The following is a 22,634-nucleotide window of genomic DNA, read 5'->3' on the forward strand; positions in this document are numbered from 1 at the left end:
CGACGAGCGGATGCCGCATCCGCTCGTGTCGCGAAACGCCGTCTTGCAGCTTACGTGGCCTAGCTGCGCCCGTACTTCTTGTGCACCGCCTGCTTGGAGACCTCGAGTGCCAGGGCGATGAGCTGCCAGCTCGATCCGGCGGCTCGCGCTCGCCGCACGGCCGTCGCCTCGGCACGGTCGAGCTCGCGGGTGAGCGTGACCCGCGCATGGTGGAGGTCGCGGAGCGCGCGATACGGGTCGTCGCCGTCGGCCGCCGCGATCGCGGTCCTGAGGGTGTGGTCATCCATGGCGTCAACGATAATTGACGAACGGTGCCAACGTCAATGCAAGTTGACGAGCGAAGACGGTGACGCGCAGTGCACGATAGGGGGATGGATCTCCCCGAGCCCGCCCTCGTCGGCATCTCCCACGGCACCGCGTCGCCCGAGGGGCAGGCTGCGGTGCAGCGGCTCATCGACACGGTCGATGCCGCGGCGGCGTCGCCGTCGCTCGTGCGACTCGGCCACGTCGACGTGCAACAGCCGGATGTCGCGGCGACCCTCGGCGCGCTGCCGCCCTCGACTCCGGCGGTCGTCGTGCCGCTCCTGCTCTCCGCCGGCTACCACGTGCACGTCGATCTCCGGCGCGAGATCGACGACGTCGCCGATCGCTCGGTGCGGCTCGCGGCCGCGCTCGGGCCCGACGATCGGCTCGTCGAGGTGCTGCGGCGTCGACTCGCCGAGTCGGGCGCGACGCCCGAGGATCTCGTGGTGCTCGCCGTTGCGGGGTCGAGCGATGCGCGAGCCGTGGACGACTGCCGTGACATGGGCGAGCGGCTCGCGGCGGCGCTCGGCGCTCCCGTCACGGTCGGCTTCCTCTCGGCGGCCGAGTCCCGACTCGCCGATGCGATCGCCGACGTGCGGGCGGAGGGAGGCAGCCGACGGGTGGTCGCGGCGAGTTACCTGCTCGCGCCCGGCTACTTCCAGGACCTCGCGGCGGCCGCCGGTGCCGACCTCGTCACGGAGCCGCTGCTGACTCCCGACGACGCCCCGGTCGAGCTCGTCGACATCGTGCTCGATCGGTTCGAGGAGACGCTCGCCGCGGCATCCGACACCGCGTCGGGAGCATAGCGCGAGGCGCCCCGTCTCTCCGATTGTGACGCCGCATTGCCGCGGTTGACGCCGTGTTGCCTTCCTTGCCGTGATGTGACGGCGCCCGCTCCGGCCGGCCGCCAACCCGCCTAGCCTCGGTCGAAACCCGCACTCAGCGGTGACCGAGGAGAGACATGACGCAGGAGACGATCGAGGCGCCGAACCGCCCGGCGGCCCGCTCCGGCGAGCGTCCGCCCCGACCGGCGAGTCGCCCGCACGGGCAGTGGAAGGTCGATGGCACGGCACCGCTCAACGGCAACGAGGAGTGGAAGCAGGTCGACAACGGCCTGAGCGTTCGCGAGCGCATCGAGCGCGTCTATTCGAAGGGCGGATTCGCGTCGATCGACCCGACCGACCTGCACGGCCGCTTCCGCGTCTGGGGGCTCTACACGCAGCGCAAGCCCGGCATCGACGGCGGCCGCACGGCGACCCTCGAGCCGCACGAGCTCGAAGACGAGTACTTCATGCTGCGGGTGCGCATCGACGGCGGGCAGCTCACGACCGAGCAGCTGCGCGTGATCGCCGACATCTCGATCGACTTCGGCCGGGGCACCGCCGACCTCACCGATCGGCAGAACATCCAGCTGCACTGGATCCGCGTCGAGGACGTGCCCGAGATCTGGCGGCGACTCGAGGCGGTCGGCCTCGGCACGACCGAGGCCTGCGGCGACGTGCCGCGCGTCGTGCTCGGCTCGCCAGTCGCCGGCATCGCCGCCGACGAGCTCATCGACCCGACCGCGCAGATCGAGGCGATCACGAGCCGCTTCATCGGCGACCCGACGCTCGCGAACCTGCCCCGCAAGTTCAAGACCGCGCTCACGGGCCACCCGAGCCAAGACGTCGTGCACGAGATCAACGACGTCGCCTTCGTCGCGGTCGAGCACCCCGAGCTCGGCATCGGCTACGACCTCTGGGTCGGTGGCGGTCTCTCGACGTCGCCGCGCCTCGCGGAGCGCCTCGGCGTCTTCGTCGCACCCGAGCTCGTGGCCGACGCGTGGCACGGCGTCGCCCAGATCTTCCGCGACTACGGATACCGGCGACTGCGCAACAAGGCGCGCCTGAAGTTCCTGCTCGCCGACTGGGGCACCGAGAAGTTCCGCCAGGTGCTCGAGACCGAGTACCTCGACGCCCCGCTGCCCGACGGGCCGGCGGCGCCCAAGCCGCTCGCGCACGGCGACCACGTCGGCGTGCACCGCCAGAAGAACGGCCGGTTCTACGTCGGTGCGACGCCGATCGTCGGCCGCGTCTCGGGCCCGACCCTCGCGAAGCTCGCCGAGCTCGTCGAGGCGCACGGCTCCTCGCGCCTGCGCACGACGCCGCACCAGAAGCTCGTCATCCTCGACATCCCCGAAGATCGCGTGGAGTCGCTCATCACGGGTCTCGACGAGCTCGGCCTCTCGGCCCGGCCGAGCCTCATCCGCCGCGGCACGATCGCGTGCACCGGCATCGAGTTCTGCAAGCTCGCGATCGTCGAGACGAAGGCGTTCGCCACGGCTGCCGTGCTCGATCTCGAGCGCACGCTCGACGGGTTCGACCTGCCGCACCCGATCAGCCTGCACGTCAACGGCTGCCCGAACTCGTGCGCCCGCATCCAGACGGCCGACATCGGGCTGAAGGGCCAGCTCATCATGAACGACGCCGGCGAGCAGGTGCCGGGCTACCAGGTGCACCTCGGCGGCGGCCTCGCCACGGCCGACCGCGAAGACGCCGGCCTCGGCCGCACGGTGCGCGGCCTGAAGGTCGAAGCCGACGGCATCGCCGTCTACGTCGAGCGGGTCGTCAAGCGCTTTCTCGACGAGCGCGACGCCGCGGCCGACGAGACGTTCGCCGAATGGGCGCACCGTGCCGACGAGGAGGTGCTCCGATGAGCGTCTCCCTGGCTCCTCGCGCCGCCGCATTGCGCACGCACGACGAACTGCGCGCGCTCGCCGAGGCGGGCAACGCCGAACTCCGGAGCCTCGCGGCCGACGAGGCATCCGCCTACGAGGTCATCGCCTGGGTCGCGCGAAACTTCGAAGCGGATGCCGCAGCCGTCGCCTGCTCGATGGCCGACGCCGTGCTGCCGCACGTGGTGGCCCAGTCGTTGCCGGGCATCGACGTGCTCTTCCTCGACACGGGCTATCACTTCGCGAAGACCTACGAGACGCGTGATCGGGTCGCAGCTGCACTCGACGTGCGCGTGGTCGACGTGCTGCCCGAGCTCACGGTCGCCCAGCAGAACGCGAAGTACGGGCTCGACCTCTTCGCCCGCGACGCCGCCGAGTGCTGCGCCATGCGCAAGGTCGCACCGTTGCACGACGCGCTCACGGGCTACGAGCTGTGGTTCACGGGTGTGCGCCGCGACGAGGCGCCCACGCGCACGAACACCCCGCTCGTGACGTTCGACGAGCGCAACGGGCTGGTGAAGGTCAACCCGCTCGCGGCGTGGAGCTTCGACGAGCTGATCGACTACTCGAACGCCTTCGGCGTCCCCGTGAACGACCTCCTGTCCCAGGGCTACCCGTCGATCGGCTGCGAGCCGTGCACACGCAAGGTGGCCGAGGGCGAAGACCCCAGGGCCGGCCGCTGGGCGGGCCTCGACAAGACGGAATGCGGGTTGCACGTATGAGCGAGACGCAATTGTCGTGGGTTGAGGAGCGAGCGCAGCGAGCGTCTCGAAACCCCATCGCGCAGGGGCTCGGGTTTCGAGACGGCGCTAGCGCGCCTCCTCAACCCGCAGAGGCGCGGGAGACCGGCATCGACGCGCTCGACGCCCTCGAGTCCGAGGCGATCCACATCATCCGCGAAGTGGTTGCCGAGTTCGAGCGGCCCGTGCTGCTCTTCTCGGGCGGCAAGGACTCGGTGCTCGTGCTGCACCTCGCGGCGAAGGCGTTCTGGCCCGGCCGAGTGCCGTTCCCGGTGCTGCACGTCGACACCGGCCACAACTTCCCCGAGGTCATCGACTTCCGCGACCGCACGGTCGAGCGGCTCGGCCTCCGGCTCGAGGTGGCGTCCGTGCAGGACTACCTCGACGACGGCCGGCTGCAGGAGCGCGCCGACGGCACGCGCAACCCGCTGCAGACGCAGCCCCTGCTCGATGCGATCGCGGCAGGCAAGCACGACGCCGTCTTCGGCGGCGCCCGCCGTGACGAGGACAAGGCTCGGGCCAAGGAGCGCATCCTCAGCCTCCGCGACGAGTTCGGCCAGTGGGACCCGCGCAACCAGCGCCCGGAGCTCTGGGACCTCTACAACGGTCGCCACACGGTCGGCCAGCACGTGCGGGCGTTCCCGATCTCGAACTGGACCGAGCTCGACGTGTGGCGCTACATCGAACGCGAGGGCATCGAGCTGCCGCCGCTGTACTACGCGCACGAACGCGAGGTCTACCGCCGCGACGGCATGTGGCGTGCGATCTCCGAGGTCTCGCCCGCACGCGTCGATGAGGTCGTCGAGCGTCGCACAGTGCGCTACCGCACCGTCGGCGACATGAGCTGCACCGGGGCCGTCGAGTCCCACGCGGCATCCGTCGCCGATGTCGTGGCCGAGGTCGCGACCTCCACGCTCACCGAGCGCGGGGCGACCCGGGCCGACGACCGCATCTCCGAGGCCGCCATGGAGGATCGCAAGAAGGACGGGTACTTCTGATGGGCGACGCACTGTTCCGCTTCGCGACGGCCGGTTCGGTCGACGACGGCAAGTCGACCCTGGTCGGCCGCCTGCTGCACGACTCGAAGGCGATCCTCGCCGACCAGCTCGAATCGGTCGCACGCACCTCCGCCGAGCGCGGCTTCGGCGGCGAGCCCGGCGCGATCGACTTCGCGCTGCTCACCGACGGACTCCGCGCCGAGCGCGAGCAGGGCATCACGATCGACGTGGCCTACCGCTACTTCTCGACCGGGCGGCGATCGTTCATCCTCGCGGACTGCCCGGGGCACGTGCAGTACACGCGCAACATGGTCACGGGCGCCACCACCGCCGACGCCGTCGTCGTGCTCGTCGACGCCCGCAACGGCGTGCTCGAGCAGACCCGACGCCACCTCGCCGTCGTCGCGCTGCTGCGCGTGCCGCACGTGATCATCGCCGTCAACAAGATCGACCTGCTGGGGTACTCGCAACAGGCCTACGACACCGTGGCAGCGGATGTCGCCGCGCTCGCGCGCGAACTCGGCCTCGCCGACACCCACGTCATCCCGGTGTCGGCGCTCGCGGGCGACAACATCGTCGACCGCTCGGCGAACACCCCGTGGTACGACGGCCCGAGCCTGCTCGAACTGCTCGAGACGTTGCCCTCGCTCGACGAGCTCGAGACCGAGTTCGAGGCGCTGCGCTTCCCGGTGCAGCTCGTGGTGCGCCCGCAGGGCGCGCTCGCGCACGACGTCGACGACACCGAGTCGTTCCGCGACTACCGCGCCTTCGCGGGTCGCATCTCCTCCGGCACGGTGCGCGTCGGCGACCGGGTGCAGGTCTTCCCGGGCGGCGCGACGACGACGGTGACGGGCATCGACGCCGGTCCCGACTCGGTCGACGAGGCATCCGCTCCCCGCTCGGTGTCGCTGCGGCTCGCCGACCAGCTCGATGCGGCACGCGGTGCGGTCATCGTCGCCGAGGGCGCGCTGCCCGAACCGCGACGCGAGCTCGACGCATCCGTGTTCTGGCTCGGCGCAGCCCCGCTGCGGCCGGGCGCCCGCGTGCTCGTGAAGTCGGGCACGACGACCGTGCAGGCGCTCGTGCCCGAGATCGTCGGACGCCGCGACCTCGATTCCCTCGAACTCGAGCCGGCCCAGCTGCTCGAGATCAACGATATCGGCCAGGTGCGCGTGCGCCTCTCGGCCGACCTGCCTGTCGAGGAGTATGTCGCGCACCGCCGCGCCGGCGCGTTCCTCGTCATCGACCCGCAGTCGGGCGCCACGCTCGCCGCCGGGATCGTCACCGCACCGGTGACACCCACCACCGGCCACGCCGGCAGCTCAACCCGCACGACCACCGACACCGAAGGAGTAGCAGCATGACCGCAACATCACGCGCCCGTTCCCGCCTCGGCCTGGTCGCGGGCATGATGCTCGCCGCGGCGATCGTCACCGCAGCCGTGCTCTCCCTCAGCGGCTGCGCGCCGCAGTCGGCAGCGGGGGAGGCGGCGGATGCCGCGACCACGCCCGCCGCCGAGCTCCGACTGGGCTACTTCGCGAACGTCACCCACGCGCCCGCGCTCGTGGGACTCGAGGAGGGCCTCTTCGCCGACGCCCTCGGCGACACGAAGCTCACGACGCAGGTCTTCAACGCCGGCCCTGCCGCGATCGAGGCACTCTCGGCCGGCGCCATCGACGCGACCTACATCGGGCCGAACCCGTCGATCAACACCTTCATCCAGTCGGGCGGGCAGTCGGCCCACATCGTCGCCGGTGCCGCCACCGGTGGAGCGGCGCTCGTCGTGCGTGACGGCATCGACTCGCCGGCCGACCTCGAGGGCACGACCCTCGCGACGCCGCAGCTCGGCAACACGCAAGACGTGGCGCTCCGCTCGTGGCTCGCGGCTGAGGGCTACGAGACCGACACGACGGGCGGCGGCGACGTGCACATCACGCCGACCGAGAACGCGCAGACGCTCACGCTCTTCCAGCAGGGCGCGATCGACGGTGCGTGGCTCCCCGAACCGTGGGTCTCGCGCCTGATCGTCGACGCCGGTGCACACGTGCTCGTCGACGAGGCCGAACTCTGGGAGGACGGCGCGTTCCCGACGACCGTGCTGCTCGTGCGCGCCGAGTTCCTCGCGGAGCACCCCGAGACGGTGGAGGCGCTGCTCGAGGGCCACGTGGCATCCGTCGCCTGGCTCGAAGGCCACGCGGCCGAGGCGCCGACCGTCATCAACGCGGCCCTCGAGGCCGAGACCGGTAAGCCGCTCGCCGACGAGGTGCTCACCCGGGCGCTCGAGTACGTGAGCTTCTCGGTCGATCCGCACGCCGAGACCTTCGAGACGCTCGTCGCGAACGGCCTCGAGGCCGGCACGCAGAAGGACGGCTCGATCGACGGCCTGTTCGACCTGCGGCTCCTGAACGGGCTGCTCGAGTCCGACGGCGGCGAACCGGTCTCGGCCGGCGGCCTCGGCGAGGAGTAGGAGCGACCATGAGCGGGCAGACGGCCATCCGCATCGAGCAGCTCGGCAAGCGCTTCGGCGCGGGCCCGCTCGTGCTCGACGACGTGAACCTCACGGTCGAAGCGGGTGAGTTCGTCTGCCTGCTCGGCGCCTCGGGGTGCGGTAAGTCGACGCTGCTGAACCTCATCGCCGGCCTCGACCGCCCGACGACGGGCACCATCGACGTGCCCGCCGAGGGCGCCGCCGTGATGTTCCAGGAGTCGGCGCTCATGCCGTGGCTCACCGCCCGCCAGAACGTCGAGCTCGCGCTGCGCCTGCGCGGCGTCGCGCGGTCGGCCCGCCGGGGCGAGGCACTCGAACTCCTCGACACGGTCAACCTCGCGGATGCCGCGGAGAAGCGCCCCCACGAGCTCTCGGGCGGCATGCGGCAGCGCGTCGCGCTCGCCCGAGCGCTCGCGCAAGACAGGCGGGTGCTCCTCATGGACGAGCCGTTCGCCGCGCTCGACGCCATCACGCGCGACCTCTTGCACGAGGAGCTCGAACGGGTCTGGCGCCGCACCGGGCGCACCATCGTCTTCGTCACGCACAACGTGCGCGAAGCTGCTCGGCTCGGGCAACGGGTCGTCCTCCTGTCGTCCCGGCCCGGCCGAGTCGCGGGCGAGTGGCGCATCGCCGAGACATCCGGCCGTCGCATCGAGTCGCCCGAGGTCGCGGCGCTCTCGATCGAGATCACGGAACAGCTCCGGAAGGAGATCCGCCGAAATGCCGCATGACACCACCCTGCTCGACGAGCCCACACCCGGGACATCCACCGGCGTCGCCACCGAACGCCACGACGAGCTGCGCAGTCTCGAGGCCGGCCTCGACCGCCTGCAGACCGATCCCGAGCGCACGCCCGGCGCGTGGCAGCGCTTCACGACGAGCGTGCTGCCGCCCATCCTCTTCGTCGTGGCGCTCATCGCTGTCTGGCAGCTCTACGTCGTGATCGCGCAGCCGCGACCCGACATCGTTCCCGGCCCGCTCGACGTCGTCGCCGCGATCTCGAGCGCCTGGGAGTCGGGGCGCCTGCAGCTCGCCGTCGTCACGAGCCTCGAACGCGGCCTCGTCGGCTTCCTGATCGCCGTCGCCGTCGGCACTCCGCTCGGACTCCTGCTCGCCGAGGTGAAGCCGCTGCGCCGCGCGGTCGGACCGATCATCTCGGGCCTGCAGGTGTTGCCGTCGGTCGCGTGGGTGCCTGCGGCGATCCTCTGGTTCGGCCTCACCGATGCCACGGTGTACTTCGTGGTGCTCATGGGGGCGACGCCGTCGATCATCAACGGCCTCATCGCCGGGGTCGACCAGGTGCCGCCGCAGCTGCGCCGCGTGGGCACGGTGCTCGGCGCCGGACGAACGCAGCTCGCCACCCTCGTCGTGCTTCCCGCGGCGCTTCCCGGCTACGTCGCCGGGCTCAAGCAGGGCTGGGCGTTCTCCTGGCGGTCGCTCATGGCCGCCGAGATCATCACCACCGGCGGCACGATCGGCTTCGGCCTCGGGTCGATGCTCGATAACAGCCGATTCCTCGCGGACATCTCGGGGGTGCTCGCGACGATCCTCGTGATCCTCGCGATCGGCATCCTCATCGAACTCGTCTTCTTCGCCCCGCTCGAGCGCCGGATGCTGCGTCGCCGGGGTCTCCTGGGAGGCGCCCGATGACCGCCGTCGGTTGTGTCGTGCTCGTCGGCGCCGGCCCGGGCGACGCCGGGCTCCTCACCCTCCGCGGTCTCCGCGCGCTCGAGGCCGCCGACGTCATCGTCGCCGACCGGCTCGGCGCCCGCGGAGTGCTCGACGGGCTCGCCGCCGAGGGCGTCGAGCTCCGTGCCGAGATCGTCGACGTCGGCAAGCTGCCCGGCCACCACGCGGTGCCGCAGGACGCGATCAACGCGCTGCTCGTCGCCCTCGCCCGCGACGGCAAGCGCGTCGTGCGACTGAAGGGCGGCGACCCGTTCATCTTCGGCCGCGGCGGTGAGGAGGTCGCGTTCTGCCGCGATCACGGCATCGACGTCGAGGTCGTGCCCGGCATCACGAGTGCCATCTCGGTGCCCGCGATCGCCGGTATCCCGCTCACGCACCGCGGGCTCGCAACGACGTTCACCGTCGTCACTGGCCACGAGCAGATCCAGTCGCTCGGCGGCGGCCGCGACCACACGGTCGTGCTGCTCATGGGCATCGGAACCCTCGCGAACTCCGCGATCACCCTCGCCCGCGGCGAACGCGGCGGCGACTGCCCCGTCGCGATCATCGAAGACGGCTACGGGCCGGCCCAGCGCGTCACCGTCGGCACGCTCGACACGATCGCGCTGCAGGCGGCGCGCCGCGGCATCCGCTCGCCCGCGGTCGTCGTCGTCGGCGACGTCGTGGCCCTCAGCCCGTACGCAGAACCGCTGGTTGAGGAGGGAGCGCAGCGACCGTCTCGAAACCGCTCGTTCGAGGGCCCGGCGTTTCGAGACGCTCCTTCGTCGCTCCTCAACCCACTTTCTCCGAACCGAAAGACCACGCAGCCATGACCCTCTCCCTCCGTGTCGCGATCATCGGCGCCGGCCCGGCCGGCATCTACGCCGGCAACATCCTGAACCGCCAGGTCACCGAGGCCGGCGGGGAGGTCGCGATCGACCTGTACGAGTCGCTGCCGGCGCCCTACGGCCTGATCCGCTACGGCGTGGCACCCGACCACCCGCGCATCAAAGGCATCGTCAACTCGCTGCACGAGATGCTCGACGCCGGCACGATCCGCCTCATCGGCAACGTCGAGGTGGGCCGCGATATCACGGTCGCCGAGCTGCAGGAGCGCTACGACGCCGTCATCTTCGCCACCGGCGCCTTGAAGGACGCCCCGCTGCGCATCCCCGGCATCGACCTGCCCGGCTCATACGGCGCGGCCGACTTCGTCGCGTGGTACGACGGCCACCCCGATGTGGCGCGCACCTGGCCGCTCGAGGCGCAGTCGATCGCGGTCATCGGCAACGGCAACGTCGCCCTCGACGTCGCCCGCGTGCTCGCGAAGCACCCGAAGGACCTGCTGACGACGGATGTGCCGGCCAACGTCGTCGAGGGCCTCGAGGCGTCGCCCGTGACCGACGTGCACGTGTTCGGCCGCCGCGGCCCGGGCCACGTGAAGTTCACGCCGATCGAGTTGCGCGAGCTCGGCGAGGTTCCCGACGTCGACGTCATCGTCTACGACGACGATTTCGAGCGCGCCGCGAACGACCCGCACGCCGAGGCACTGTTCGCCTCGAACAACCAGGTCAAGGTCATGACCCGCACCCTGAACGGATGGCGGAAGCCCGCCGACCACGAGTACACCGCATCGCGCCGTCTGCACCTGCACTTCCTGCACGCCCCGGTCGAGGTGCTCGGCGCCGACGCGGTCGAGGCCGTGCGCTTCGAACTGACCCGCCCCGTCGGCGACGGCTCGGTCGCGGGCACCGGGGAGTTCGTCGACGTGCCAGTGCAGGCCGTGTACCGCGCCGTCGGCTACGCCAGCTCACCGGTCGCCGGCGTGCCGTTCGACGAGCAGCGCGCCGTGATCCCCAACGCCGGCGGGCGCGTGACTGATGCGGGGGAGCACCTTCCCGGCCTGTACGCGACCGGCTGGATCAAGCGCGGCCCCGTCGGTCTCATCGGCCACACCAAGGGAGACGCGCTCGAGACGATCACGAACCTCGTCGAGGATGCCTCGTCGGGCGCCCTCCCCGCAGCAGTCGTCGACGCGGCCGACGGCGAGGAGGTCTTCGATCTGCTGGGCGCCCGCGGCGTGGCGTACACGACGTGGAACGGATGGCTCGAACTCGACGCGCATGAGCGCGCGCTCGGCGACGCCTTCGAAGCGGCCGCACACTACGGCGAGATCGTGCGCGAGCGCGTCAAGGTCGTGCCCCGCGACGAGCAGGTGGCGATCTCGCGCAGCGGCGCCCTGGCCCTGTCGTGACCTACGTCATCGCGCTGCCCTGCGTCGACGTCAAAGACCGGGCCTGCATTGACGAGTGCCCCGTCGACTGCATCTACGAGGGTGAGCGATCGCTCTACATCCACCCCGACGAGTGCGTCGACTGCGGTGCGTGCGAACCGGTCTGCCCGGTCGAGGCGATCTACTACGAAGACGACCTGCCCGACGTCTGGGCCGACTACTACAAGGCGAACGTCGAGTTCTTCGACGAGATCGGCTCGCCCGGCGGGGCCGCGAAGACAGGCGTGCTCGACTTCGACCACCCGGTCATCGCCGCTCTGCCGCCGCAGGCGGCGCACGCCTGACGGCTCGGCGCATCCGCGCGGCGCGAGAACAGGAAGACGCGCCGCCACGAACGCTGAAACAGGAATCCGCTCGGCGCGTCTCGCATCGTTTGCCTGTATTCAGCGCGGAGCCTCGCGGCACACCAGGCGTGTTTCCGCGTGTGACGGGTGGCCGCGACATCCGCTCGGCCCCGGCGTATCGTGGCCGCAACGAACCCCGAGGAGCCCTCATGTCGCACCGCGAACCGCACACGCCCACCGAGCCGCACGTCGGCACGGTCATGGGCATGCGCGGCTGCGAGTCGGCGACGGAGTGCCGGAGCGACCGGCCGGGTCACCGGTTGCACGTCATGCAGGAGCGACTCGCGGGCGCGACGGCGAGCAAGTGGGTGGACGCGATCGTCGTCGAGGTCGACAGCGACGGGTTCGCCGTCGTCGCCGAGCTCGCGGTCGAGCGCCTGCGGCGCGTCTGGCACCACGACGCCTTCGACGGCGTGCTCGTCGTCGGCGCGCCGGTCGCCGTGCACGACGTGTACGGCGTGCTCGCGCACGGCGGTCGCCGCTTCAGCGTCGCGACGGCCTGAGCCGACGCGACCGGCCGCGACGGATCGGCCGGTCGAGCCGCGCTGTCCGGGCTCGGGCTCACCCCATCGGCATCGCCTCGCGCATCGAGCCCATCATCTTCTCCATCGCCATGACGGCCTGATCGCACGCCATTGCGCACATGCGGCAGTGCTCGCTCATCTCGGCGTGCATCATGCACTCGGCCGAGCAGGCGCGCGCCATCACGACCGTCGACTGCATCATCGACATCATCACCTGCATGTCCCAGCCGCGCATGCGCAGCATCATCCGCATCATCGTGTCGCACATGTCGGCGCAGTTCGAACACATGGATGCGCAGCGGCCCATTCCCTCGGACGCGTCAGCATCGGCGCACATCACGCACGCCTGCATGCAGGCCGAGAGCGCCTCCATGCACTCCTGCATCATCGCCGGGTCCATGCCCTGCATCGGCATCTCCGACGACGACATCGCGCCCTTCATCATGTCCATCGTCATGTTCATCGGCTCGCCCGCCCGTCTCGGGCGCCGAGCGTCGACGATGCCGGCGGATGACTCGGCGGCCCTGTTCGCAGCCATGCTACGCCGGGCGGCGCGGGCCCAGAAGGGGTATGCGTTTCGATCGTGTGAACGATCACGGGAGTCCGCCGAGTCGCAGGATGAAGCGAGGCGGCACACCGCAGCGTGCCGGCGTGTCGTGCGCATCATCCTGCGACTCAGCGTGATCCGACTTGGGGGTGCAGAGCCGCGCAGCAGACGACGAAGGGCGGATGCCGCGTGGCATCCGCCCTTCGGAACCCAGGCGCGATCAGGCGTCGATGTCGACGTCCTTCGTCTCCTTCGAGAGGAGCAGGGCGATGAGCGTGAGCACCGCCATGACCGACAGGTAGATGCCGACCCAGAAGGGGCTGCCACCGCCCGCCTGCCAGAGCGCGACCGCGATGAACGGTGCGACGGCGGCGCCGAGGATCGACGACACGTTGTACGAGATGCCCGAACCCGTGTAGCGCACGTTCGTCGGGAAGAGCTCGGGCAGGAGCGCGCCCATGGGACCGAAGGTCATGCCCATGAGGGAGAAGCCCACGACGAGCCACAGCATGACGCCCCAGAAGCCGGCTCCGAGGAGCGGCACCCAGACGAGGCCGAACACGATGATGCCGAGCGTGACCCAGATGAGCGTCTTGCGGCGACCCCACTTGTCGGCCCAGGGCCCCGAGAGCAGCGTGAAGACGCCGAAGAACACGACACCGCCGATGAGCATCAGCACGAAGGTGTTGTACGAGTAGCCGAGGCCGGGCAGGGCGCCTTCGGTGGGCTCGACGGCCGCGCGGCCGTAGCTCAGCGAGAACGTGGTCATCAGGTAGAAGAGCACGTAGGTGGCGAGCATGAAGAACGTGCCGAGGATGAGCTGCTTCCAGTGGTGCTTGAAGACCTCGCCGAGCGGGAGCTTCTTGAGCTTGCCCTCCTTCGATGCCTTCGAGAACGCGGTCGACTCGACGAGGCGCAGTCGCACCCAGAGGCCGACGATGACCATGACCACCGAGAACAGGAACGGGATGCGCCAGCCCCAGTCGAGGAAGGCCTGCGACGGCATCGTCGGGTCGTCCGACGGCAGCACCGCGGCGATGATGAGGAACAGGCCGTTCGCGATGATGAACCCGATGGGCGCGCCGAGCTGCGGGAAGGTGCCGTACCAGGCGCGCTTGCCCTTCGGTGCGTTCTCGGTCGCGACGAGCGCTGCACCCGACCACTCGCCGCCGAGCGCGAAGCCCTGCGCGATGCGGAGCACGACGAGGAGGAGCGGTGCGAGCCAGCCCACCATCGCGTAGGTCGGCAGCAGGCCGATGAGGAACGTCGCGATGCCCATCGTGAGCAGCGCGCCGACGAGCGTGGCCTTGCGGCCGTGCTTGTCGCCGAGGTGGCCGAAGATGACGGCGCCGAGCGGGCGGGCCACCATCGCGGCGCCGAATACGGCGAAGGAGGCGAGCAGCGCCGTGGTCGGGTCGCCGGTCGGGAAGAAGAGGTGCGGAAAGACGAGCACCGCGGCGGTCGCGTAGACGTAGAAGTCGTAGAACTCGATCGTCGTGCCGATGAGGCTTGCGAGGATCACGCGGCTGCGGGGATTCGCGGGTGCTGCTGGGGTTGCTGGGGCGGCCGAGGCCGCGGTCGATGTGGACATCGTCGCGAGGACTCCAAGGGGTTTCGATGCGCCCGCCTCCGGGCACGTCGGTCTGGCGTCGAGCGGAGTCGGTGGGGTGGAATCGTCGCTTGTGGCAACCGAACTACCCTACGCCGTGTCCGTTGACGATCTCCCCAGATCGGGGACCCGGGTGCGACGAACGGTGGCATCGGCGCGGTGAACGGCGTGCACGGGTCGCCGGTGCCGCCTTATCGCCAGAGCACGGCGATGCCTGCATTCAGCAGAGTGAGGCCACCGATGGACCAGAAGAGCGCGGGGGGCACAGAGCCATTGCGGCGCTGACGCGCGGCACCGATGCCGAGCAGGGCTCCGATCGCCACCAGCACGACGAGCTTGACGCCGATCTTCACGTAGTTCAGGTCGTAGGAGATGCCCCATGGGGCGGCGAGGGCGAGACCCGCGACACCCGCGATGAGGAGGCCGTAGTTCATCAGGCGCGTCACCGCGAAACGCCGGTTCACGGCCTCGACCACCCACGCGCCGAACAGCACGGCGAAGCCGACCAAGTGGACGAGCAGGACGATGTGGCGCAAGGTCTCCATGCAGCCGAGTCTAAGTTCTACCGCTCGTCGAAGTCGAGTCGCCGCGCGGGGTCAGTCTCGCACCGACTGCAGCGCGCGAACCGTCGCGACGGCGGCCTCGGCCGCCTCGCGACCCTTGTCCTCCTTCGAGCCGGGCAGGCCCGCACGATCGAGCCCCTGCTGCTCGTCGTCGAGGGTGAGCACGCCGAATCCGACGGGCTTGCCGGTGTCGAGCGCGACCCGGGTGAGCCCGTCGGTCGCAGCCGCCGACACGTACTCGAAGTGCGGGGTGCCGCCGCGGATGATCACACCGAGCGCGACGACCGCGTCGGCCCCGGCCTCGAGCGCCGCCTTCGCCACGACCGGCAGCTCGAAGCTGCCAGGCACCCGAACGAGCGAGAAGTCGGCGCCGGATGCCTCGAGCGTGCGTGTCGCCCCGGCGATCAGGCCGTTCGTGATCTCGTCATGCCAACTGCCCGCGACGATCGTGATCGTCAGGCCGCGGCCGTCGATGTCGAGTGCGGGGGATCCTGCTCCGCTCATGATGGGTGTCCTTCCAGGAGGGTTTCGGCTGCGCCGTCGGTGAGTTGCTGATCGTTGATCGTGTGGCCCATCCGCTGCCGTTTCGTGTCGAGGTAGCCGGTGTTGCCGGTGCCGACGCCGACGACGAGCGGCAGCCGTTCGCTCACGGTGATGCCGTGCGCTTCGAGCTGGCGCACCTTCTCGGGGTTGTTGGTGAGCAGGCGGACCCGGCTGACGCCGAGGTCGGTGAGGATCGCGGTCGCCGCGCTGTAGTCGCGTGCATCGATCGGCAGCCCGAGCGCGAGGTTCGCATCGAGGGTGTCGAGGCCGTCCTCCTGCAGCCGGTAGGCGCGGAGCTTGTTGATGAGGCCGATGCCTCGTCCCTCGTGACCGCGCAGGTAGACGACGACGCCGCCGTCCCGCTGGATGGTCTCGAGCGCGGCGTCGAGCTGCGGGCCGCACTCGCACTTGAGCGAGCCGAAGGCCTCGCCCGTCAGGCACTCGGAGTGCACTCGCACGATAGCGCCGTCGGCGGCCGAAGCCGGGTCGCCGGCGATGATCGCGACGTGGTCGGCACCGGTCGCGCGGTCGCGATACGCGCGCACGCGGAACTCGCCATGCTCGGTGGGCAGCGCCGTCTCGACTTCGAAGTCGACCGACGAGCTCTCGGGCACGGCAGCGGCCGGGGGCGTCGCCGCGAGGTCGTGGCCGGCGTGGTGCCGCTCGAGCCAGTCGATCAGCGCTGCGACGGTCGTGACGGGCAGGCCCTCGCGCTCACCGAGCTCGATGAGCCCTGGCAGTCGCATCATCTCGCCGTCGTCGGCGACGATCTCGCCGATGACGCCCACGGGTGCGAGGCCCGCGAGTCGCATGAGGTCGACTGCCGCCTCGGTGTGCCCGGCGCGCTCCCGCACGCCGCCGTCGACCGCGCGCAGCGGGATGACGTGCCCCGGCCGGATGAGCCGATCGGGCGTCGACATGGGGTCGGCCAGCACCCGCAGGGTGTGGGCGCGGTCGGAGGCGGAGATGCCGGTCGAGGTGCGGTCGGCGGCGTCGACCGAGATCGTGTACGCCGTGCCGCGCACGTCTTCGCTCCGCTCGGTCATGAGCGGCAGCGCGAGCCGGTCGGCGAGCTCGTTGGGCAGCGGCGCGCAGAGGTAGCCGCTCGTGTGGCGCACCATCCAGGCGATCCACTCCTGCGTCGCGAACTCGGCGGCCATGATGGCGTCGCCCTCGTTCTCGCGGGCCTCGTCGTCGGCGACGATCACGGGCTTTCCGGCGCGGAGCGCGTCGAGCACCTCGGGCATCGTGGCGAGACTCATGCGGCACCTCCGGTCGTCGGCCGCGGTTCGCCGAACTGGGGTGCCGACGGCTGGGGCGCGGGCGACTGCTGCGAGAGCGGCGCGGCCTGGAACCCGATGACCGAGTTCGAGCGGGCTTCGGGCTCGCTCGCCCAGCCGGGGGCGAAGCGCAGCATGCGCGCGACCTGTCGCGCGACGATGTCGGTCTCGATGTTCACGCGGTCGCCGGGCTCGCGTTCGCCGAGCGTGGTGGCCGTCAGGGTCTCGGGGATGAGCGAGACCTCGAACCACGAGCCGCCGGGCTCATCGCCGACGGCGCTGACCGTGAGCGAGACGCCGTCGACGGCGATCGAGCCCTTGTCGACTACGAGCGGCGCGTGCGCGGGGTCGAGTGAGAAGCGCACGACCCGCCACGCCTCGCCAGGGCGCACCTCGAGCACCTCTGCAGTGCCATCGATGTGGCCCTGCACGATGTGGCCGCCGAGACGATCGCCGACGCGCGCGGCGCGCTCGAGGTTGACCGCGAGCCCTTCGCGGGCCGCGTCGAGGGTCGACATCGCGAGCGTCTGCGCCATGACGTCGGCCGTGAAGCGTTCGCCGTCGAACTCGACGACGGTCAGGCACACGCCCGACACGGCGATCGAGTCGCCGTGCGCGACGCCCTCGACGGCGAGCGGGCCGCGTACCGTGATGCGTGCCGCGTCGGCGGTGCGCTCGACGCGCTCGATCGTGCCGAGTTCCTCGATGATTCCGGTGAACATGTCAGTTCCCTTCCGTGGGCGTGGGTCGGGCGACGAGCAGCACGTCGTCGCCGAGCCGTTCGATGACGGCGAAGTCGAAGCGGAGCGCCGCGTCGATCGTCGGCACGCCGAGCTCGCCGAGAGCGAGACGCGGGCCGCCGACCAGCGCGGGCGCGAGGTAGACGAGCAGTTCATCGACGAGGCCGGCCGAGATGAACGCGCTCGCGAGCGTCGGGCCGCCTTCGATGAACAGCGAGCGGATGCCTCGGCGCGCGAGGTCGGCGAGGTCGGCACGCAGGTCGGTGCCCTCGAAGAACAGCGGCGCGTGCGGGTGGCGGGTGATCGCGGCATCCGAGGGCACTGCGCGTCGGCCGAAGACGACGGGCACGGGCTGGGCATCGAGGAACTCGCCGCCCGGTGCGCGGGCGGTCAGCGACGGGTCGTCGGCGAAGACGGTGCCGGTGCCGACGGCGATCGCGTCGGCGGTGGAGCGGCGGCGGTGCACGTCGGCGCGAGCCTCGGGTCCGGTGATCCACTGGCTTGTGCCGTCGGCCGCTGCTGCGCGGCCGTCGAGGCTCGCCGCCCACTTCACGGTGACATGCGGGCGATGGTGGCGTGCGGCGAAGAGCCAGTCGTCGAGCATCGCCGCGACGTCGTCGGCGAGCACGCCCGCGGTGACCTCGACACCGGCGCCGCGCAGCCGTTCGGCTCCGCCCGAGGAGTGGGCGCCGGGGTCGGCGACGGCGTAGACGACACGGCCGATGCCGGCCTCGATGAGCGCGACGGCGCATGGGCCGGTGTGCCCGGTGTGGTTGCAGGGTTCGAGCGTCACGACCGCGGTCGCGCCGCGGGCGGCGCCGGGTTCGAGCTTCTCGAGCGCGTCGACCTCGGCGTGCGCGGTGCCGGCACCGCGGTGCCAGCCTTCGGCGATGATGTCGCCTTCGGGGGAGAGGATGACGCAGCCGACGCGCGGGTTCACGCCCCGCGCAGGGCCGCGAAGCGCGAGTTCAAGAGCGCGGCGCATCGCCGCGGCATCCGCTGCCTGCTGCTCGCTCGCACTCATCCGTGATCCTGTCTCAGGGCTCCGGGGTGCTGGGCGGCGCCGACGCTCGTCGACGACCTTCGTCGGCGGCGCGCGAGCGCTGCCGACACGTGCCCCTCCCATCCGGACTTTCACCGTCGGTACCGGAGTTCCACCGGTTCGACCACGGGTGCGGGGCCTCTCGGCCTCGCGCTCGCAGTTCGCGGACTGTCACCGCCGGTTCGGACTTACACCGACCCCGGAGCACGTTTCTGTGTTCGATTCTAGGTCAACGCGTGCGGCGCGCGGCTATTCCCGGTCTCGGGGCGACTCGAGCGCTACGCGTGCGGCGCCGCGGCCGGCGACTCGACGAGCGCCCGAGCGGTGCCCTCGTCGACGATGAGGTCGGTGATGAGTCCGGCGGCGAGGGCGCCGCGGAGGCTCGCGAGCTTCGCCCGCCCCGAGACGACGCAGATGCGGCGCGGCGCGCGTCGCAGCACCGAGAAGTCGGGGCCGGTGGCGCGCTCGTTCAGTGCGATGCCGTCGGTCGAGCCGTCGGCCCGGTAGAAGACCGTGGCGACGTCGCCGACGGCGCCGTCGCGGGAGAGGCCCTCGTAGTCGGCGCGCTCGAGGTAGCCGCCCTGGTAGACGTGGCTCGGCACCTCGGCGAAGGGGGAGCCGACGCCGAAGAGCGCGACGTCCATGCGCTCCTGCAGGTCGAGCAGGCGACGGGTGCTGCGTTCGCGCCAGAACGCCCGGCGCGTCTCGGGGTCGTCGAAGAAGGCGGGCACCGGGAACTGCTGCACCCGCGCGCCGAACGCGTCGCCGAAGCGGCGCAGCAACTCGCTCGCGTAGACGATGCCCGTCGTGCGGCCGTTGCCGGCGCCGTTCAGCTGCACGATCTCGGAGTTGTGGGTTGCCTTCGGCACGAGATGCCGGCTCATCGCGCTCATCGTCGACCCCCATGCGATGCCGATCGTCTGGTTCGAGTCGACGAAGCGCCCGAGAATTCGTGCAGCCGAGAGGGCCACACGGTCGAGTCGGTCGACGTCGCTCGCGTGGTCGGGCACCGGGATCACGTGCGCGCCGACCTCGAACCGTTCGAGGATCTCCTGCTCGATGCGACTCGGCAGGTCGAGTGGGGAGTGCAGCGAGATCTCGACGAGACCGCTCGCCCTGGCGTGGCTGAGCAGGCGCGAGACCGAGGATCGCGAGGTGTGCAGCTCGTGCGCGATGGCATCCATCGTGAGGTCCTGCATGTAGTAGAGGTGGGCCGCGCGCAACGCGTCGCGGGTCTTCCCGGGCACCGATTCGGTGCCGTCCTCGAAGGGGATCGCTGCCTGCTCGTTCATCCTGGCCATCCTTGCACGTTTGTTCATCCGGCTTGCAAGTTCGTTCCGCCGTGTTCACGATGTATTCATCCACACTCGGCATGCTCATGCAAGCCGCCGTTCCACACCCCGAGAGGACAGCGATGTCTCCGCAGCAGACGATCCCCACCACGCCCCGCCCCGGTTCCGGCGGCGAGCGAGCGGATGTCGCGGCCATCCGAACCCGGCCGCAGGCCTCCGTGCTCGTCATCGGCGGCGGCATCAACGGCATCGCGACGTTCCGCGACCTCGCACTGCAGGGTGTCGACGTGGTGCTCGTCGAACGGGGCGACTTCGTCTCCGGGGCATCCGCCGCCTCGTCGCACATGATCCACGGCGGCATCCGCTACCTCGAGAACGGCGAGTTCCGGCTCGTGAAGGAGTCGGTCACCGAGCGCAACGCGCTCATCCGCATCGCCCCGCACTACGTGAAGCCGCTCGAGACGACCGTGCCGATCTTCTCGACCTTCTCGGGCATCCTGTCGGCGCCGATGCGCTTCCTCACCCACAAGTCGGGCAAGCCCACCGAGCGTGGCGCCGCCCTCATCAAGGCCGGCCTCGTGCTCTACGACTCCTTCTCGCGAGACGGCGGCTCGGTGCCGCGCCACCGCTTCCACGGCCGCAAGCGGTCGCTCGCCGAGCTGCCCGCGCTGAACGACGGCATCAAGTACACGGCCACCTACTACGACGCGAGCATGCACGACCCCGAGCGACTCGCGCTCGACGTGCTCTTCGACGGGATCGCCACCGGAGATCACGCCCGGGCCGCGAACTATCTCGAGGCGATCGGCATGGGCGCCGAGGGCGTGCGCCTGCGCGACACCGTGACCGGCGCGGAGTTCGACGTCGCCGCGGACGTCGTCGTGAACACCTCGGGGCCGTGGACCGACCTCACGAACGAGGGTCTCGGCCGGGCCACCGCCTTCATGGGCGGCACCAAGGGCTCGCACATCGTGCTCGACAACGAGGAGCTCCTCGCCGCGACCGGCGCCCGCGAGATCTTCTTCGAGCACGAAGACGGCCGCATCGTGCTGATCTACCCGCTGAAGGGCAAGGTCATGGTCGGCACGACCGACCTCGAGCACGACATGCGGGAGCCCGCCGTCTGCACCGAGGCCGAGGTCGACTACTTCTTCGAACTCATCGCGCACGTTTTCCCAACGGTGCCCGTCGACCGCTCGCAGATCGTCTACCGCTTCTCGGGCGTGCGCCCGCTTCCGCGTCACGACGACGAGGCACCGGGCTTCGTCTCCCGCGACTACCGCATCGAGCGAGCGGATGTCCCCGACCGCCCGGGCACGACGCTGCTGAGTCTCGTCGGCGGCAAGTGGACGACGTTCCGCGCCCTCGCCGAGCATCTCTCGGACGAGGTGCTCGGGCTCCTGGGCCGCAGCCGCAGCCGGTCCACGGCCGGTCTCGCGATCGGCGGCGGCGCCGGCTACCCGACCACCGAGGACGCGCGACGGGTCTGGACCGTCACCCACGGCGACGAGATCGGGTGCCTCCGCGCCGAGGAACTGCTCGAGCGCTACGGCACCCGCGCCGAGGCGTTCATCGCCTCGACCGAGGGCGAGAACGACGAGCCGCTCGCCCACCACACGGGCTACAGCCGGCGCGAGATCGCCTGGCTCGCCCGCACCGAGCGGGTCGTGCACCTCGCCGACGTCGTGCTGCGTCGCACCAGCATCGCCTTCACCGGCGCGCTCACGGCGCCGCTCCTCGACGAACTCGCCGAGGTCGTCGGCGCAGAGCTCGGCTGGGACTTCGAACGTCGCGCCGTCGAGATGGCCACCACAAGGGAACTGCTCGCCGAACGCCACGGCGTCGAGCTGGAGGCATCCGCCACCCTCGTCTGACCCGCAGACCGCAGGCGGTCTCGACCGGATCGACCCGCAGGCGGGAATCTGCACGGATGTGCACCGGAATCCGCCCGATTCGGGGCGAAACCCCCGGTAGCTTCGACGGAGCCTCCCGGTCGACGGTCGACACGGCGGCCGGCACCACACCTCAAGAAAGAAGGTCAACGTGGACAATCTCGGAATCGTGTTCCTCAGCGAACTCGTCGGCACGGCGATGCTCGTGCTCCTCGGCTGCGGCGTCGTCGCCAACGTCATCCTGGCGAAGACCAAGGGCTTCGGCGGCGGCACGCTCATGATCAACTTCGGCTGGGGCCTCGCGGTCTTCGCCGGCGTCATCGTGTCGTATGCCTCGGGTGCACACCTGAACCCCGCCGTGACGGTGGGCCTCGTCGCCAACGGCGCGAGCGAGTTCGGCAACGCCGCAGCGGGCATCGAGGTGCCCGTCGGCGTCGTGTCGGTGCTCACCTACATCGGCGCACAGATGATCGGCGCCTTCCTCGGCGCAGTCGCCTGCTGGCTCGCCTACAAGCAGCACTTCGACGCCGAGCCCGAGGCAGGCAACAAGCTCGGCGTCTTCTCGACCGGCCCCGCGATCCGCTCCTACGGCTGGAACCTCGTGACCGAGTTCATCGCCACCTTCGTGCTCGTCTTCGTCGTCATCGGCTTCGGCGGCGGCCGTCAGGGCGACGGCGGTCTCGCTGCTCTCGGCGCGCTGCCCGTGGCGCTCCTCGTGATCGGCATCGGCGCCTCCCTCGGTGGTCCGACGGGTTACGCGATCAACCCGGCCCGTGACCTCGGCCCGCGCATCGCGCACGCACTGCTGCCCATCAAGGGCAAAGGCGGCAGCGACTGGGCGTACTCGTGGGTGCCGGTCGTCGGCCCGCTCCTCGGCGGTCTCGCGGCCGGCTGGGCCGCCATCCCGCTGCTCCCGCTGCTCGGCTGATCCGCCGGATCCTTCCACCTCATCCATTCGCTTCACTGACAGCAACGGAGTTCTCAGATGGCCGACTACATCCTCGCGATCGACCAGGGCACGACCTCGTCGCGCGCGATCATCTTCGACAAGGCCG

Annotated in this window: 23 protein-coding genes and 1 riboswitch; of the genes, 14 read left to right on the top strand and 9 right to left on the bottom strand. The window is 70.7% G+C overall.

All coding sequences use genetic code 11. The features are described from left to right. Window positions 1-59: 59 nt before the first annotated feature. The gene (locus VPH61_RS08005; RefSeq protein ID WP_332062974.1) at window positions 60-287 is read right to left on the bottom strand and encodes a hypothetical protein; all 228 of its coding nucleotides are present in this window, start codon (window positions 285-287) and stop codon (window positions 60-62) included. 84 nt (window positions 288-371) lie between these two features. Here VPH61_RS08005 and VPH61_RS08010 point away from each other — a divergent pair, with 84 nt between their 5' ends. The 12 genes from VPH61_RS08010 (at window position 372) to VPH61_RS08065 (ending at window position 12,050) form a co-directional block, all read left to right on the top strand. Continuing rightward, complete coding sequence (locus tag VPH61_RS08010) at window positions 372-1,109, top strand: sirohydrochlorin chelatase (protein WP_332062975.1); 738 nt, start codon at window positions 372-374, stop codon at window positions 1,107-1,109. 155 nt (window positions 1,110-1,264) lie between these two features. Further along, window positions 1,265-2,998: a nitrite/sulfite reductase gene (locus VPH61_RS08015; protein ID WP_332062976.1), complete on the top strand. Its 1,734-nt coding sequence runs from the start codon at window positions 1,265-1,267 to the stop codon at window positions 2,996-2,998. Continuing rightward, complete coding sequence (locus tag VPH61_RS08020) at window positions 2,995-3,738, top strand: phosphoadenylyl-sulfate reductase (protein ID WP_332062977.1); 744 nt, start codon at window positions 2,995-2,997, stop codon at window positions 3,736-3,738. The genes VPH61_RS08015 and VPH61_RS08020 overlap by 4 nt, the downstream gene beginning before the upstream one ends. Then, on the top strand, window positions 3,735-4,754 hold the full coding sequence (cysD, locus tag VPH61_RS08025; protein ID WP_332062978.1) for a sulfate adenylyltransferase subunit CysD: 1,020 nt from the start codon (window positions 3,735-3,737) through the stop codon (window positions 4,752-4,754). The genes VPH61_RS08020 and cysD overlap by 4 nt, the downstream gene beginning before the upstream one ends. Further along, window positions 4,754-6,118 carry a sulfate adenylyltransferase subunit 1 gene (locus tag VPH61_RS08030; RefSeq protein ID WP_332062979.1) on the top strand — a complete coding sequence of 455 codons (1,365 nt, stop codon included), beginning with the start codon at window positions 4,754-4,756 and terminating at the stop codon, window positions 6,116-6,118. The genes cysD and VPH61_RS08030 overlap by 1 nt, the downstream gene beginning before the upstream one ends. After that, complete coding sequence (locus VPH61_RS08035; protein WP_332062980.1) at window positions 6,115-7,221, top strand: ABC transporter substrate-binding protein; 1,107 nt, start codon at window positions 6,115-6,117, stop codon at window positions 7,219-7,221. The genes VPH61_RS08030 and VPH61_RS08035 overlap by 4 nt, the downstream gene beginning before the upstream one ends. Window positions 7,222-7,229: 8 nt before the next feature. Continuing rightward, the gene (locus VPH61_RS08040; protein ID WP_332062981.1) at window positions 7,230-7,973 is read left to right on the top strand and encodes an ABC transporter ATP-binding protein; all 744 of its coding nucleotides are present in this window, start codon (window positions 7,230-7,232) and stop codon (window positions 7,971-7,973) included. After that, window positions 7,963-8,892, top strand: a complete 930-nt coding sequence (locus VPH61_RS08045; RefSeq protein WP_332062982.1) for an ABC transporter permease — start codon at window positions 7,963-7,965, stop codon at window positions 8,890-8,892. Before VPH61_RS08040 ends, VPH61_RS08045 begins: the two co-directional genes overlap by 11 nt. Further along, window positions 8,889-9,743 (top strand): uroporphyrinogen-III C-methyltransferase, encoded by an 855-nt coding sequence (cobA, locus tag VPH61_RS08050; protein ID WP_332062983.1) that lies wholly within the window; start codon window positions 8,889-8,891, stop codon window positions 9,741-9,743. The genes VPH61_RS08045 and cobA overlap by 4 nt, the downstream gene beginning before the upstream one ends. Then, the gene (locus VPH61_RS08055; RefSeq protein WP_332062984.1) at window positions 9,740-11,164 is read left to right on the top strand and encodes an FAD-dependent oxidoreductase; all 1,425 of its coding nucleotides are present in this window, start codon (window positions 9,740-9,742) and stop codon (window positions 11,162-11,164) included. The genes cobA and VPH61_RS08055 overlap by 4 nt, the downstream gene beginning before the upstream one ends. Further along, window positions 11,161-11,487: a ferredoxin gene (gene fdxA / locus VPH61_RS08060; RefSeq protein WP_056010084.1), complete on the top strand. Its 327-nt coding sequence runs from the start codon at window positions 11,161-11,163 to the stop codon at window positions 11,485-11,487. Before VPH61_RS08055 ends, fdxA begins: the two co-directional genes overlap by 4 nt. 209 nt (window positions 11,488-11,696) lie before the next feature. Then, window positions 11,697-12,050, top strand: coding sequence for a hypothetical protein (locus tag VPH61_RS08065; RefSeq protein ID WP_332062985.1), 354 nt, complete (start codon window positions 11,697-11,699; stop codon window positions 12,048-12,050). Between the two features lie 58 nt (window positions 12,051-12,108). Here the strand turns inward: VPH61_RS08065 and VPH61_RS08070 are convergent, their stop codons facing one another. The 8 genes from VPH61_RS08070 to VPH61_RS08105 all read right to left on the bottom strand — a co-directional run bounded on the left by VPH61_RS08070 (window position 12,109) and on the right by VPH61_RS08105 (window position 19,687). Beyond that, the gene (locus VPH61_RS08070; RefSeq protein ID WP_332062986.1) at window positions 12,109-12,528 is read right to left on the bottom strand and encodes a hypothetical protein; all 420 of its coding nucleotides are present in this window, start codon (window positions 12,526-12,528) and stop codon (window positions 12,109-12,111) included. Between the two features lie 310 nt (window positions 12,529-12,838). Next, window positions 12,839-14,209 (bottom strand): MFS transporter, encoded by a 1,371-nt coding sequence (locus VPH61_RS08075; protein WP_332062987.1) that lies wholly within the window; start codon window positions 14,207-14,209, stop codon window positions 12,839-12,841. A gap of 209 nt (window positions 14,210-14,418) precedes the next feature. Then, on the bottom strand, window positions 14,419-14,772 hold the full coding sequence (locus VPH61_RS08080; RefSeq protein ID WP_332062988.1) for a Fe-S protein: 354 nt from the start codon (window positions 14,770-14,772) through the stop codon (window positions 14,419-14,421). A 51-nt stretch (window positions 14,773-14,823) separates the two neighbouring features. After that, window positions 14,824-15,294, bottom strand: a complete 471-nt coding sequence (ribH, locus tag VPH61_RS08085) for a 6,7-dimethyl-8-ribityllumazine synthase (protein ID WP_332062989.1) — start codon at window positions 15,292-15,294, stop codon at window positions 14,824-14,826. Further along, the gene (ribA, locus tag VPH61_RS08090; RefSeq protein ID WP_332062990.1) at window positions 15,291-16,595 is read right to left on the bottom strand and encodes a GTP cyclohydrolase II; all 1,305 of its coding nucleotides are present in this window, start codon (window positions 16,593-16,595) and stop codon (window positions 15,291-15,293) included. The genes ribH and ribA overlap by 4 nt, the downstream gene beginning before the upstream one ends. Further along, window positions 16,592-17,335 (bottom strand): riboflavin synthase, encoded by a 744-nt coding sequence (locus VPH61_RS08095; RefSeq protein ID WP_332062991.1) that lies wholly within the window; start codon window positions 17,333-17,335, stop codon window positions 16,592-16,594. Before VPH61_RS08095 ends, ribA begins: the two co-directional genes overlap by 4 nt. A gap of 1 nt (window position 17,336) precedes the next feature. Beyond that, entirely contained in the window at window positions 17,337-18,377 is a 1,041-nt protein-coding gene (gene ribD / locus VPH61_RS08100) for a bifunctional diaminohydroxyphosphoribosylaminopyrimidine deaminase/5-amino-6-(5-phosphoribosylamino)uracil reductase RibD (protein WP_332062992.1), read from the bottom strand. 86 nt (window positions 18,378-18,463) lie between these two features. Beyond that, a riboswitch (FMN riboswitch) is annotated at window positions 18,464-18,606 on the bottom strand. A 67-nt stretch (window positions 18,607-18,673) separates the two neighbouring features. Then, window positions 18,674-19,687 (bottom strand): sugar-binding transcriptional regulator, encoded by a 1,014-nt coding sequence (locus VPH61_RS08105; RefSeq protein ID WP_332062993.1) that lies wholly within the window; start codon window positions 19,685-19,687, stop codon window positions 18,674-18,676. A 122-nt stretch (window positions 19,688-19,809) separates the two neighbouring features. Between VPH61_RS08105 and VPH61_RS08110 the strand changes: the two genes are divergently transcribed. Together VPH61_RS08110 and VPH61_RS08115 are read left to right on the top strand one after the other, a co-directional pair. Next, window positions 19,810-21,561: a glycerol-3-phosphate dehydrogenase/oxidase gene (locus VPH61_RS08110; protein WP_332062994.1), complete on the top strand. Its 1,752-nt coding sequence runs from the start codon at window positions 19,810-19,812 to the stop codon at window positions 21,559-21,561. A gap of 217 nt (window positions 21,562-21,778) precedes the next feature. Further along, the gene (locus VPH61_RS08115; protein WP_442879073.1) at window positions 21,779-22,507 is read left to right on the top strand and encodes an MIP/aquaporin family protein; all 729 of its coding nucleotides are present in this window, start codon (window positions 21,779-21,781) and stop codon (window positions 22,505-22,507) included. The last annotated feature ends 127 nt before the right edge of the window (window positions 22,508-22,634 follow it).

The sequence above is a fragment of the Agromyces sp. CCNWLW203 genome (assembly GCF_036576125.1).
GTDB lineage: Bacteria > Actinomycetota > Actinomycetes > Actinomycetales > Microbacteriaceae > Agromyces.

Bases quoted from the DNA above. Each gene is read 5' to 3' on its own strand.
- VPH61_RS08005 (WP_332062974.1), bottom strand. From the start codon at position 287: ATGGATGACCACACCCTCAGGACCGCGATCGCGGCGGCCGACGGCGAC.
- VPH61_RS08010 (WP_332062975.1), top strand. From the start codon at position 372: ATGGATCTCCCCGAGCCCGCCCTCGTCGGCATCTCCCACGGCACCGCG.
- VPH61_RS08015 (WP_332062976.1), top strand. From the start codon at position 1,265: ATGACGCAGGAGACGATCGAGGCGCCGAACCGCCCGGCGGCCCGCTCC.
- VPH61_RS08020 (WP_332062977.1), top strand. From the start codon at position 2,995: ATGAGCGTCTCCCTGGCTCCTCGCGCCGCCGCATTGCGCACGCACGAC.
- cysD (WP_332062978.1), top strand. From the start codon at position 3,735: ATGAGCGAGACGCAATTGTCGTGGGTTGAGGAGCGAGCGCAGCGAGCG.
- VPH61_RS08030 (WP_332062979.1), top strand. From the start codon at position 4,754: ATGGGCGACGCACTGTTCCGCTTCGCGACGGCCGGTTCGGTCGACGAC.
- VPH61_RS08035 (WP_332062980.1), top strand. From the start codon at position 6,115: ATGACCGCAACATCACGCGCCCGTTCCCGCCTCGGCCTGGTCGCGGGC.
- VPH61_RS08040 (WP_332062981.1), top strand. From the start codon at position 7,230: ATGAGCGGGCAGACGGCCATCCGCATCGAGCAGCTCGGCAAGCGCTTC.
- VPH61_RS08045 (WP_332062982.1), top strand. From the start codon at position 7,963: ATGCCGCATGACACCACCCTGCTCGACGAGCCCACACCCGGGACATCC.
- cobA (WP_332062983.1), top strand. From the start codon at position 8,889: ATGACCGCCGTCGGTTGTGTCGTGCTCGTCGGCGCCGGCCCGGGCGAC.
- VPH61_RS08055 (WP_332062984.1), top strand. From the start codon at position 9,740: ATGACCCTCTCCCTCCGTGTCGCGATCATCGGCGCCGGCCCGGCCGGC.
- VPH61_RS08065 (WP_332062985.1), top strand. From the start codon at position 11,697: ATGTCGCACCGCGAACCGCACACGCCCACCGAGCCGCACGTCGGCACG.
- VPH61_RS08070 (WP_332062986.1), bottom strand. From the start codon at position 12,528: ATGACGATGGACATGATGAAGGGCGCGATGTCGTCGTCGGAGATGCCG.
- VPH61_RS08075 (WP_332062987.1), bottom strand. From the start codon at position 14,209: ATGTCCACATCGACCGCGGCCTCGGCCGCCCCAGCAACCCCAGCAGCA.
- VPH61_RS08080 (WP_332062988.1), bottom strand. From the start codon at position 14,772: ATGGAGACCTTGCGCCACATCGTCCTGCTCGTCCACTTGGTCGGCTTC.
- ribH (WP_332062989.1), bottom strand. From the start codon at position 15,294: ATGAGCGGAGCAGGATCCCCCGCACTCGACATCGACGGCCGCGGCCTG.
- ribA (WP_332062990.1), bottom strand. From the start codon at position 16,595: ATGAGTCTCGCCACGATGCCCGAGGTGCTCGACGCGCTCCGCGCCGGA.
- VPH61_RS08095 (WP_332062991.1), bottom strand. From the start codon at position 17,335: ATGTTCACCGGAATCATCGAGGAACTCGGCACGATCGAGCGCGTCGAG.
- ribD (WP_332062992.1), bottom strand. From the start codon at position 18,377: ATGAGTGCGAGCGAGCAGCAGGCAGCGGATGCCGCGGCGATGCGCCGC.
- VPH61_RS08105 (WP_332062993.1), bottom strand. From the start codon at position 19,687: ATGAACGAGCAGGCAGCGATCCCCTTCGAGGACGGCACCGAATCGGTG.
- VPH61_RS08110 (WP_332062994.1), top strand. From the start codon at position 19,810: ATGTCTCCGCAGCAGACGATCCCCACCACGCCCCGCCCCGGTTCCGGC.
- VPH61_RS08115 (WP_442879073.1), top strand. From the start codon at position 21,779: ATGCTCGTGCTCCTCGGCTGCGGCGTCGTCGCCAACGTCATCCTGGCG.